This window comes from Buttiauxella sp. WJP83, from assembly GCF_027594725.1.
GTDB lineage: Bacteria > Pseudomonadota > Gammaproteobacteria > Enterobacterales > Enterobacteriaceae > Buttiauxella > Buttiauxella selenatireducens.
In genome coordinates, this window is the sequence record NZ_CP110080.1 from 235,137 (window position 1) to 247,047 (window position 11,911).

General features: G+C 51.8%; 12 protein-coding genes. 5 read left to right on the plus strand and 7 right to left on the minus strand.

All coding sequences use genetic code 11. From position 1 onward, the window contains the following. Positions 1-23: 23 nt before the first annotated feature. From OH773_RS01025 to OH773_RS01035, 3 genes are all read right to left on the minus strand, one after another. Positions 24-962 carry a sugar kinase gene (locus tag OH773_RS01025; RefSeq protein ID WP_270142247.1) on the minus strand — a complete coding sequence of 313 codons (939 nt, stop codon included), beginning with the start codon at positions 960-962 and terminating at the stop codon, positions 24-26. Between the two features lie 3 nt (positions 963-965). Beyond that, positions 966-1,715 (minus strand): sugar phosphate isomerase/epimerase family protein, encoded by a 750-nt coding sequence (locus OH773_RS01030; RefSeq protein WP_270142249.1) that lies wholly within the window; start codon positions 1,713-1,715, stop codon positions 966-968. Between the two features lie 223 nt (positions 1,716-1,938). Next, on the minus strand, positions 1,939-2,958 hold the full coding sequence (locus OH773_RS01035; protein ID WP_270142251.1) for a LacI family DNA-binding transcriptional regulator: 1,020 nt from the start codon (positions 2,956-2,958) through the stop codon (positions 1,939-1,941). A gap of 178 nt (positions 2,959-3,136) precedes the next feature. On the opposite strand from OH773_RS01035, the gene OH773_RS01040 reads away from it, so the two are divergent. Together OH773_RS01040 and OH773_RS01045 are read left to right on the plus strand one after the other, a co-directional pair. Beyond that, positions 3,137-3,679 carry an isochorismatase family protein gene (locus OH773_RS01040; RefSeq protein ID WP_270142253.1) on the plus strand — a complete coding sequence of 181 codons (543 nt, stop codon included), beginning with the start codon at positions 3,137-3,139 and terminating at the stop codon, positions 3,677-3,679. Beyond that, positions 3,676-4,593, plus strand: coding sequence for a GlxA family transcriptional regulator (locus OH773_RS01045; protein ID WP_270142255.1), 918 nt, complete (start codon positions 3,676-3,678; stop codon positions 4,591-4,593). Before OH773_RS01040 ends, OH773_RS01045 begins: the two co-directional genes overlap by 4 nt. On the opposite strand, the gene OH773_RS01050 is transcribed toward OH773_RS01045, so the two are convergent. Then, the gene (locus OH773_RS01050) at positions 4,590-5,585 is read right to left on the minus strand and encodes an acyltransferase (protein WP_270142257.1); all 996 of its coding nucleotides are present in this window, start codon (positions 5,583-5,585) and stop codon (positions 4,590-4,592) included. The genes OH773_RS01045 and OH773_RS01050 overlap by 4 nt on opposite strands. A gap of 136 nt (positions 5,586-5,721) precedes the next feature. Between OH773_RS01050 and OH773_RS01055 the strand changes: the two genes are divergently transcribed. The 3 genes from OH773_RS01055 (at position 5,722) to glyS (ending at position 9,139) form a co-directional block, all read left to right on the plus strand. After that, entirely contained in the window at positions 5,722-6,039 is a 318-nt protein-coding gene (locus OH773_RS01055; RefSeq protein WP_442865636.1) for a YsaB family lipoprotein, read from the plus strand. A gap of 109 nt (positions 6,040-6,148) precedes the next feature. Beyond that, complete coding sequence (gene glyQ, locus OH773_RS01060; RefSeq protein ID WP_034460421.1) at positions 6,149-7,060, plus strand: glycine--tRNA ligase subunit alpha; 912 nt, start codon at positions 6,149-6,151, stop codon at positions 7,058-7,060. A gap of 9 nt (positions 7,061-7,069) precedes the next feature. Further along, the gene (glyS, locus tag OH773_RS01065) at positions 7,070-9,139 is read left to right on the plus strand and encodes a glycine--tRNA ligase subunit beta (protein ID WP_270142259.1); all 2,070 of its coding nucleotides are present in this window, start codon (positions 7,070-7,072) and stop codon (positions 9,137-9,139) included. A gap of 71 nt (positions 9,140-9,210) precedes the next feature. Here glyS and uspF read toward each other — a convergent pair whose 3' ends face one another. From uspF to OH773_RS01080, 3 genes are all read right to left on the minus strand, one after another. Continuing rightward, positions 9,211-9,645 (minus strand): universal stress protein UspF, encoded by a 435-nt coding sequence (gene uspF / locus OH773_RS01070; RefSeq protein WP_270142261.1) that lies wholly within the window; start codon positions 9,643-9,645, stop codon positions 9,211-9,213. A 193-nt stretch (positions 9,646-9,838) separates the two neighbouring features. Beyond that, positions 9,839-10,129: an HTH-type transcriptional regulator gene (locus tag OH773_RS01075; protein WP_270142263.1), complete on the minus strand. Its 291-nt coding sequence runs from the start codon at positions 10,127-10,129 to the stop codon at positions 9,839-9,841. A gap of 258 nt (positions 10,130-10,387) precedes the next feature. Continuing rightward, positions 10,388-11,770: an MFS transporter gene (locus OH773_RS01080; protein WP_270142265.1), complete on the minus strand. Its 1,383-nt coding sequence runs from the start codon at positions 11,768-11,770 to the stop codon at positions 10,388-10,390. Between the last annotated feature and the right edge of the window lie 141 nt (positions 11,771-11,911).

Here is an 11,911-nt window from a genome sequence, read left to right on the forward strand (position 1 = left end):
GGCACAGCCGATGCAAATTAATTTTATTCGCCAAGCGCTGCTCGGGTAGGTAACCCTTCGCTATCGCCGATGACTTGTATCGCCAGTGAGCCGATTTTATTACCGCGGCTAACGGCCTGAGGTAAAGATTTTCCTTCGAGCAGGGCACTTATTACGCCCACCGCAAAGCCGTCTCCGGCACCGACGGTGTCGATAACGTTTTCCACTTTCACGGCGTTCATAGCGCCTTTTTCACCGTCGGCAGTTTTGAACCATGCACCGTCAGCTCCTGTTTTCAACACCACGGTTTTCACACCGTGATCCAGATAAAAATCAGCAATGGCTTCTGGGGTTTTTTGCCCTGTCAGCAATGCACCTTCGCTCAAACCGGGCAGAACCCAATCGGCCTGGAAAGCGAGCGTATTCAACTGCTTCACCATTTCTGCTTCGCTTTTCCACAACACCGGACGCAGATTAGGGTCGAAAGAAATCGTTTTGCCTTTTTGTTTCATTACCCGTGCGGCGTGATTTAGCAGTTCGAAAGAGCTGTCGGAAAGCGCTGCCGCCACACCGCTTAAATGCAAATGGCGTGCGGAACAGAAGTACTCTTCATTGAAATCGGCAATGGATAGATGGCTGGCGGCCGATCCTTTACGGAAATATTCCACAATGGGATCGGTTCCATTTTCGGCTTTAGATTTGAGCTGGAAGCCAGTGGCATAACGTTCGTCGATGGTGACGCCACGGTCATCGATTTGCTCTTTCGCCAACTGTTGTTGCACATAGCGGCCAAATGAGTCGTTACCCACGCGGCTAACCCAACCCACTTTCAGCCCAAGACGTGCAAGACCGGTGGCGACGTTCAGTTCAGCGCCAGCCACGCGTTTGACAAACTGCTCTGCGGCGGCAAGGTCACCGGTTTGGCTGGCGACAAACATCGCCATCGCTTCACCAATGGTTATCACATCAAGTTGTTTCGACATCGCTTACTCCTCGCGTAATAAGTTGACGTAGTGGCGGGTGACCGCGGTCAGGTCACGGCCTTCCAGCGGAAATTCAATCCCGCGTGGCGCGTCGGCTGGCAGGTTTTTCAGTAATTCCAGCCAGCGTGGTTCCGCCTCATCCAGCGCGATGGCGCGGTAGTGATAATGGTGTGCAACAGCGGCTTTAACATGGATATAGCTGACAGATGGCGCAAGCACGCGGGCTGCGGCTTCTGGCGATTCGTCTACCCACAGCCAGTTCGCCATATCAAAAGTGAGCGTGACGGGAAGGTTCAACACGTTGCAGGCCGCCTGGAAGCGCTGCATCGGGGCGAGTTTGCCGTAATTTGTCTGGTCGTTTTCCACCACCAGTGGCACATCGCTTTGAGCAAGCCACTGCTGTAAAAGAGGAAATTGCTGGCTGCTACGATAGTGGCCGAGAGAAAGTTTAAGCCAGCTGGCATTGAGCTGATGGGCTTCGAGCAGCAATGAAGGGATCAGGGGATTCAGTTTGCCGTTTTCCACAAACAGCGGCTCCGGTGCGGAATAGCAGGCCTGTAGATGGTGTTCAGCGATTTGCTGCGCCAGCTCTGGCAAGGCATCAAGCTGTACGGCGTTAAATAATTCGCGGCGGATTTCCACCCCGTCAGCACCGGCATTGGCGATAAAAGGCAGCAGTGCGTGTTGGCCACCCAGCGCGGCAATACGTTCATGCCCGTAAGCGGCAGTGACAACAATAATTTTTCTCGGCATTAACTTCTTCCGGCGTCGTAATGGTGCCTATTACGCTAGATGGAACCGGTTCCAAAGAAAAGCCAGGGATGCCTGATTTATGATCGCTATCACGAACAAACTCCCAAAGTCATTCGGGCCGCATTGCGGCGGCAAAGGAACGAGTCCCAATGAGCTTACTAAAGTAAGTGATTTGGGCGAGTGAGTGCAGCCAACAAAGATGCGGCTTGAATTAGGACGGGAATTATCGGACGGTAGAACCGCGAACGATTAACTCACCTGAGAATACCTGCTCATAGACGTGGTCGCTGCCGCCTTCAATGCGCTTAACAACTTGTTCAAGAGCGGCGTAGCCAATCTGCCAGGTCGGTTGTTTGAGCGTGGTGATACCCACACCGGCAAGCTCTGCCCATTCGAGTTCATCGAACCCTAACAGGCCAATATCGCTACCCCAATTCAGACCAATGCGTCGCATTGATCGGGCAACCTGGAGCGTGAGTGCGCCATTGGCGGAGATGACGGCTTTGCGCATGCCACGATGGCCGGAATGGAACTGCCGCAGCGTGTTGTCCATCATGTCGGCTTCGTGCAAAGGCACTTCCGCGTTTTCGGCGACAATCCCTGGGTAGCGCTTGAGCGTGGCGTGGAATGCATTCAGGCGTTCCCGGCGCGTGTTGACGGTGCCGAGCGGTTCGCTGAGAAACAGAATCGCTTCAAACCCTTGTTCGACAAGGTGTTCCGTTGCGGTGGTTGCGGCTTGCGTGTTATCCAGACCCACCACGTCGCAGGCAAAATCGGGGATTTTTCGGTCAATTAGTACCATGGGGAGTGCGGATTGTTGCAGGCGATTTAACCCTTCTTCGCGCATGCCCACCGCGTTCACCACAATCCCTTCCACCTGATAACTGCGCAGCAAATCCAGGTAATGCAGCTCCTGATCCACTTCGTTGTTGGTGTTACAGACCAGCGGCGTAAAGCCTTTTTCCCGACATGCCGCTTCGATGCCACTGAGTACATCGACAGAGTAGGGGTTGGTGATATCCGCAATGATCAGGCCAATTAAACGCGTACGTCCACGTTTCAGGCCGCGTGCCATTTGGCTTGGGCGGTAGTCGAGCTCAGCAATTGCGGTTTCAATGCGCAAGCGCAAATCGTCAGACAGCACGTTTTGCTCGCCGTTAAGATAGCGGGAAACACTGGTTTTTCCGGTCTTTGCCGCTTTCGCGACGTCGCTTATCGTTGGGCGGGCTGCCTTGCTTGTCATGATTGTCTCCGAAGGGTAACTTTCTGGAGAGTAACATAAATTATGCCCGTCATACTTCGAGCTACATTTTTGTTGGTTAACACGTCCACATTCACCCTTATCTTGTCCGTTTTTGGTATTAGCAGTGCGTCAAACTCTCGTCACAATGGAGTCCTGTTCACTGATGAGGAGTCCGAAAATGTCACGTTCCGCTTTGATTAATATCGACACACAGCAATCGTTTTTTCATCGTGATTTTTGGCAGGAGGATGATTTCCCGGCATTTCAGCAGGCGATTTCACAACTCATTTCCGGCTGTCAGGATTTGAACATTCCGCTGGTGGATATCTTCCATGTGAGTGATTCAGGCCCGTTTTCACTGGCTTCCGGCTACGTGAAAGCGATGCCTTTTTTGCAGCATCGTGCTGATGTCGTATTCCAGAAACATGTCCACAACGCCTTTACAGATACCGGTCTCGATCTTTGGCTGCGTCAGCGTGACATTAACCATTTGATTATTTGTGGGATTCGTACCGAACAATGTTGCGAAACCACCGCGCGGGTGGCATCCGATTTGGGTTATCGCGTTTCATTTGTCAGTGACGCGATGCTCACCTTCCCGATGAGCTGGAAAGGGGTTACGCTGGATACTGCAACCCTCCGCCATCGAACCGAAACGGTGCTGGCAGGGCGCTTTGCACAAATCCAAACCGTTGCCGAATGCCTGGAGTCATTATCGTGAGTATTGGGGTCTGGTTCGTTGTTTTGCCCGGTGTATTGTCGCTCGATTTGACTGGCCCTGCGGAAACGCTGGCGCTGGCAGGCGATGCTTTTCATCTGCATTTCATCGGCCCGGACCCACAAGTGACGACGTCTATCGGGCTTCATTTTTCGGGTATCGAACCGCTACCAGAAAACTTCCCGTCCGGTAGCCTGCTGGTGTTGCCGGGCGTGTGTGATTCAAACCGCTACTTTGATACGCCGCAGGCTGAACAGGTGCGCCGCTGGCTGACGCGCCTTCAACCGCAAATTCACGGCCAACAACTCAATTTGATGTGCGTCTGTTCGGGGGCGCTGCTGGCGGCGAAAGCCGGGCTGATGAGTGGCGTGCAATGCACCACGCATCACGATGTTCTGCTCCGGTTGCGCGCAGCGGCACCGAGTGCGCAGGTGAAGGAAAACCGTATTTTTGTTGAAGACCGTGGCATCTGGACCAGCGCGGGGATTACCTCTGGTATCGATTTATCGCTTCATTTGATTAACCGTTATTGCGGGCCAAAAGCGGCGTTAGATGTGGCGCGTGAAATGGTGGTGTGGTTTCGCCGGTCTGGGGATGACCCGCAATTATCACCGTGGCTGCGCTATCGCAATCACATTCATCCAGCGGTGCATCGTGCCCAGGATTTGCTGTCGGGGAATCCTGAATTTGCGTGGGATGTGCAGGCTATCGCTGACAAAGTGCATGTCAGTTCACGCCATTTATCGCGCCTTTTTCAGCAGCATTTGGGGATTTCAGTGCGGGATTATCTGGAGCAACTGCGCCTCGCGGTTGCCGAACAGCGTTTGTTGCAGGGACAACGCATGGAGCAGGCGGCAGTGGCGGCGGGTTTTTCGTCTCCCCGCCAGTTACACCGCGCCCGTGCCCGTAACGTTTAACTCACCATTTTTCGGGTATCGATGCGCTGCAACGCCATGGAAAGCAGCAAGCTCCCCGCAAGCGTTGCGCCGAAAATCCACATGATATCGAGCACGGGAGAGCTTGTGATTTGGTATCCATGGGTGCGCAAGAAGTGGATGATCAGGGCATGGAACCCGTAAATCCCCAGTGAGTGCTGCGAGATTAACGTCAGCCCCGGCAACGGGCGGCCATTCAGGCAATTTTTGACGAGTACCAGCAGGCTAATGGCGGCGATAAACACCAGAGGCCCGCAATAAACATAGAATGTGTCGGCAAAATTACCGTTCACTTCCAGTTGGTGGCGCGTGCCAGTCGAAATCGAAAAAATACACAACGCAAACAGACCTGCCGCCAATCCGCTAATCCAGCGTTTATCCGTTTCCAACATGCCAATTGCGCGACCTAACAAACCGTAAAGCACGTAATAAAACGTATCACCGCGAATGTATAAATTAATCGGCAGCCATTTCACGCCATCCAGCGTTTGCGGCACGGTATTAGGATTGGCGATCACGCCAAGTAATACCATCAGCCCCAGAATCACCGTCGCGTTAACTTTCTTCACCTGAATCAGCGGTGAAAGCAGGTAAATCACTATGATCGCAAAGAAAAACCACAGGTGATAAAACACCGGTTTTTGCAGGATATAGCGCAACGAAAGCCCCGCGTTGATGGGCGTCAGTACCTTGATGTAGATGAGCGCGACCACACTATAAAAAAACAAGCATGTGGCGATGCGTAAAAAATGACGCTGCTGCGCGCTGCGCTCCCCGAAAAATAGATAGCCTGAAATCATGAAAAACAGCGGAACGCTTACGCGAGAGGCCGAATTCAGCACGTTTGATAAATCCCAACTAAATGGCGTGACAATATTCGCGTTGGTGATGTACCAGGTTGTGGTATGAATCATCACAACCATCAGGCACGCAATCCCGCGTAAGTTATCAATCCAGTTAATTTTCTGCTCCATTCGTTCCTCTGAGGGCTAAACAGGTATTAATCTGAGTTTGCAACGGCGCACTTGTCAGGCGCAGCAAGGGTTTGCAGAATGCGGAATACCTGTTACTTATTGAATAACAATAACGATTTTAACGTACAGTTAACGAATGATGATGCCAAAAATAAAAAAATGCCGCTGGGCGCTAGCAATTGCCGCTTTGTTATTGAGTGCTTGTAGTTCGCAAGAGCAGCAAACACAGTATGCGCAAGTCGCACAACACCCCGCAATTGAGGGCGTAACGATGATTGAAACCTGCAAGCAGGAGGCGGCGCACCGTTACAACACCCAATCCCAACGCATCAGCGTGGTGGATTTTAAGCAGTATCAGGGAAGTTATGAGATCCTTGGCAGCACGACGCGCCGGGAAGCATTTACTTGCTCATTCGACGAAAGCGGTCAATTTTTGCACCTTTCATCGTCATAAAGCCGCAACACAGGGCAAACAGCACGTGGATTCGGGCTGTATATCTTCCCATCAAAAGGTATACTGACCGCTTCTCTTTTCAACCCTCTCGAACGCGTGCGAAATCAACATGCAAAAGTTTGATACCAAGACCTTTCAAGGCCTGATCCTGACTTTACAGGACTACTGGGCTCGCCAGGGCTGCACCATTGTTCAACCTTTGGACATGGAAGTCGGCGCCGGCACCTCTCACCCAATGACATGCCTGCGGGCTTTAGGGCCAGAGCCGATGGCAACTGCATATGTGCAGCCATCTCGCCGTCCTACCGATGGCCGCTACGGTGAAAACCCGAACCGCTTACAGCACTACTATCAGTTCCAGGTGGTGATCAAGCCTTCTCCGGATAACATTCAGGAGTTGTACCTTGGGTCGCTTAAAGAGCTGGGTATGGACCCAACGATTCATGACATTCGCTTCGTAGAAGACAACTGGGAAAACCCAACGCTGGGTGCCTGGGGTCTGGGCTGGGAAGTGTGGCTCAACGGCATGGAAGTGACTCAGTTCACTTACTTCCAGCAAGTTGGCGGCCTGGAATGTAAGCCTGTTACCGGTGAAATCACTTACGGTTTAGAGCGCCTGGCGATGTACATCCAGGGCGTAGACAGCGTTTACGATCTGGTCTGGAGCGACGGCCCGCTGGGTAAAACCACTTATGGCGACGTCTTCCACCAGAACGAAGTTGAGCAATCGACTTACAACTTCGAACACGCTGATGTGGACTTCCTGTTCTCCTGCTTCGAGCAGTACGAGAAAGAAGCGCAGCATCTGCTGGCGCTGGAAAACCCACTGCCGCTGCCTGCTTACGAACGCATTCTGAAAGCCGCGCACAGCTTTAACCTGCTTGATGCCCGTAAGGCCATCTCGGTTACCGAACGTCAGCGCTACATTCTGCGTATTCGTACACTGACCAAAGCCGTGGCCGAAGCCTATTACGCTTCTCGTGAAGCGCTTGGCTTCCCGATGTGCAATAAGAACAAATAAGAGGCTGCCATGTCTGAAAAAACTTTTCTGGTGGAGATCGGCACTGAAGAGCTGCCACCAAAAGCCCTGCGCAGCCTGGCGGAATCCTTTGCTGCAAACGTCACTGCAGAACTGGATGCGGCAAACCTCGCTCACGGCGAAGTAAAATGGTTTGCAGCTCCACGCCGTCTGGCGCTGAAGATTTCTAATCTGGCGGAATCTCAGCCAGACCGCGAAGTTGAAAAACGTGGCCCGGCAATTTCTGCCGCTTTTGACGCAGAAGGCAATCCAAGCAAAGCCGCTGAAGGCTGGGCTCGCGGTTGTGGTATTACCGTTGCTGAAGCTGAACGTCTGGCAACCGACAAAGGCGAATGGCTGCTTTACCGTGCGCACGTTAAAGGCGAAAGCGCACAAGTGCTGCTGCCTGCGATGATAGCGACCGCTCTGACCAAACTGCCGATTCCAAAGCTGATGCGCTGGGGTGCAAACGACACGCACTTTGTGCGTCCAGTTCACACCGTGACACTGCTGCTGGGCGACGAAGTTATTCCAGCAACGATTCTGGGTATCGCGTCCGATCGCGTGATTCGTGGCCATCGCTTTATGGGCGAGCCGGAATTCACCATCGACAACGCCGATCAATACCCTGAAATTCTGCTTGAGCGCGGCAAAGTTATTGCCGACTACGAGCAGCGTAAAGCGGTGATCAAAGCAGGCGCGGAAGAAGCGGCACGCAAAATCGGCGGCAACGCTGATCTGAGCGAAAGCCTGCTCGAAGAAGTGACTTCTCTGGTGGAATGGCCTGTTGTCCTGACGGCTAAATTCGAAGAGAAATTCCTTGCGGTACCTGCGGAAGCACTGGTTCACACCATGAAAGGTGACCAGAAGTACTTCCCGGTTTACGCCAACGACGGCAAATTGATGCCAAACTTTATCTTCGTTGCCAACATTGAGTCGAAAGATCCAGTGCAAATCATCTCCGGTAACGAGAAAGTTGTGCGTCCACGTCTGGCGGATGCGGAATTCTTCTTCAACTCTGACCGTAAAAAGCGTCTGGAAGATAATCTGCCGCGTCTGGAAACCGTGTTGTTCCAGAAAGAGCTCGGTACGCTGCGCGACAAGACCAACCGTATCGAAGCGCTTTCTGGTTGGATTGCGGGTCAAATTGGCGCGGATGTTAATCATGCAACGCGTGCGGGCTTGCTGTCCAAATGCGATTTGATGACCAACATGGTGTTCGAATTTACCGACACCCAGGGCGTGATGGGCATGCACTATGCGCGTCACGACGGCGAAGCCGAAGACGTAGCGGTTGCTCTGAATGAGCAGTATCAGCCACGTTTTGCGGGCGACGAATTGCCGTCTAACCTGGTGGCTTGCGCGGTAGCGATCGCCGATAAGATGGATACCCTTGCGGGCATCTTCGGTATTGGTCAGCATCCGAAAGGCGATAAAGACCCGTTTGCTCTGCGTCGTGCCGCTCTTGGTGTGTTGCGCATTATCGTTGAGAAAAACCTGCCGTTGGATCTGCAAACGCTGACCGAAGAGGCCGTGCGCCTGTACGGCAGCAAGCTGACCAACCAGAAGGTTGTCGACGAAGTCATCGACTTTATGCTGGGCCGTTTCCGCGCCTGGTATCAGGAAGAAGGCCACAGCGTGGATACCATCCAGGCGGTTCTGGCTCGTCGTCCAACGAAACCAGCCGATTTCGATGCGCGTATGAAAGCGGTGTCTCACTTCCGTACTCTGGAAGCGTCATCCGCACTGGCAGCTGCCAACAAGCGTGTGTCCAACATTCTGGCGAAGTCAGAAGAGCAACTGAACGACCGCGTTAACGCCGCTGTTCTCAAAGAAGACGAAGAGATTCGCCTGGCCACCCATGTGGTTGTGTTGCGTGACAAACTGGCGCCGTTCTTTGCTGATGGTCGCTACCGGGAAGCACTGGAAGAATTAGCGACCCTGCGCGAGCCGGTGGATGAGTTCTTCGACAAGGTGATGGTGAATGCAGAAGATAAAGACCTGCGTATCAACCGCCTGACGATGCTGTCCAAACTGCGTGAGCTGTTCTTGCAGGTTGCAGATATCTCTCTGCTGCAATAAACGTTCAGTCGTTCTAAAAAACCCGCTTCGGCGGGTTTTTTTATGGCTAAGAAACCTGAGCTCTGCTCAGTTTAGCGAACCACTAATACCGAGCACTTGGCATGACGCACCACGACCGCTGCGTTTGAACCCAGAAGATAGGTCGATATGCTGGGTCGGTGAGAGGCCAGAATAATCACATCTGCATTAATGTCGTCGGCCAACTGGAGGATATGATCTTTCGGTGGGCCGCACAGAACATACTTTTCAATTCTGTCCTCTGGCAGGCTGAACTTAGCGACAATTTCGCTCAGTGCTTCCATGGCAGCCAGTTCCCTTTCTTTGGCATCTGGCGGAACCGAAGCGTAACCCAGGCGGTAAGAGGCGAAATAGGTATAGTCGGGGATAACGGCCAGGAAGTGGATCGTGGCATCGTCTTGTTTAGCGTACGTTTCTACATGAGGAATGACTTGCTGTGTCAGTTCTATCTCAGAAATATCAATAGGCACGAGGATATTCTTAGACATACAACCTCCTTTTGTTTTCTCGAAAATAACCCTCCTTAATTTATGGATTAAATTTGTGGTTTGGGGAGTGATACAGGTCTGGTTTCCGGATATTGCCGCTGCGTTTGATACTATTTTCGTCGCTTCCAGAAACAACAAACCCCGCATTCACGGGGTTTAGACTAAGGCAACAGGGTACAAACAAAGCACCCAATCATTCCATCAATTGCTTACTGATCGTTGGGTTTGCCTGCATTAAGCGCATCAACTTCAGCTCGGTATTGGAGGGTCTGAGTCGTTTTGATTCCCACTCCTGTACCATTGAAACACTGACACCCATTGCGCGGGCAAAATCATCAATCTTTAATCCAGTGCTTTTTCTCAACTGTTCAAATTCAGAAAATGCATTGGGCTTATCATTAAGAGCCATCGTTTGTTGTTTATCTTTAAAAACAATCTGCTCAAGGTTACTCAGTAACTCATACATTGGATCTTTATATTCCATCGAGTACTCCTCATAAATCACACAATGGACAGTGAACACGTAAGAAGCTCATTAAGAGTAGTTCGAAAAAAAGCGTGACGATGGTTTTCAGACTAACTATTTTTAAGCAAAAAGTGGCTTATGCGTTTCAGCAAAAAACCTAAGCGGCATAAGGAATTGAAAATGCTATGGAGTAGGAGACTGAGTATAAATTTGTAAATGGTTAGACTATTTATGCAAAACGGCGGGACAAGCCCGCCGTAGTTTAAAGATTTTCCATCATGCTTTTTGCGTAACTTTATCCAGTTCGTGATTATCTACGCGATTCTCACCTGGAGTACGAAGGCTTACCCATGATTTCACCATCAGTGCCGTCGCTGAAATCACCGCAGGAATGGCCAACAGCATGAAGATGGTTTTGAACGACAGTTCGGCCTGCATCAGGAATGCGCCACTAAACGCTCCGAGGATCCCGCCGAAGCGCCCCAGCCCAAGCATCCACGCGACACCCGTAGCACGACCCTGAGTTGGATAGAAACCTGCCGCAAGTGCGGGCATTGAGGATTGTGCGCCGTTCATAATTGTCCCGGCGATAAATACCATCACACCCATTAGCACCAGACTTGAAGTGGAGAAGCCCACCAGGCAAACGAACAACCCTGTCAGCAAATACCCCACCGCGACCACTTTGTTCGGGTTTAGCTTATCCATCAGCGCGCCAATAATCAAAACGCCAATTCCCCCGCCCAGCGGGAAGAGTGCCGTGATAATCGACGCCTGGCTGAGCGTTGCACCCGTTTCACGAATCAGCAGCGGCAGCCAGCTGGTCAGGAGATAGAAAATCAGCAGGCCCATAAAATAGGTCAGGCACAGCATTAGCGTTCCTACCAGATAACGCGGCGAGAAAATCACGCCAAGTGCGGTTTTATCTTTGAAGTGGCCGCCGACTTCGTTAAGCACGAAGCGCAGGTTTTCACCTGATGGCAGTGGCGCGATCCGGCGTAAAATAGTGGCGATATCTTTCTGCGGTTTGTTTTTTACCACCAGATAACGTGCAGATTCAGGCAGCCAAATCATCAGTACCACCGAAAGTATCAATGGCATTACACCGCCTAATACCAGAACGCTTTGCCAGCCGTAATGCGGGATCATCCACGCGGAGACAAAGCCGCCCATTGACGAGCCAATTGGGAAGCCGACAAACATCAGGTTTACCAGCAGAGCGCGTTTACGTTCCGGTGCATATTCGGACATCAGCGTTGCCGCGTTTGGCATGGCTGCACCCAGGCCAAGACCGGTCAGGAAGCGCAGTATGGCGAGGGATGTCAGGCTGGTGGCAAAGGCCGTCAGCAGACTAAAACCGCCGAATACCAGAATAGAAAGTACCAGCACTTTTTTACGCCCAATGCGGTCAGCCATCGGCCCAGCCGTTAAAGCACCCACAGCCAGCCCAACCAACGCGGCGCTCATTACCGGGCCAAGGTCAGATTTCTGCACACCCCATTCCTGCACCAGGTCGGAGGCGATAAATCCAATAATCGCGGTATCAAATCCGTCCAACGCCACCGTGATAAAACACAGTACGAGGATCATCCACTGGTATCTGGAAAACCGATTATTGTTAATAAATGCCTGAATATCAGTTGTTGTTGTCTTTGTCATAAGGCAAGTCCTGCGAAAGGATCAAACCATGGCCAGAGTGTAGGGTCGGGCGTAGTTTGTCGGAGTGATTCTGGATTGTTCGATTATCGAACAAAAATTCGTTAATCGTTCGTTAAATCAAACCATTCGGCAGGCTTTAGG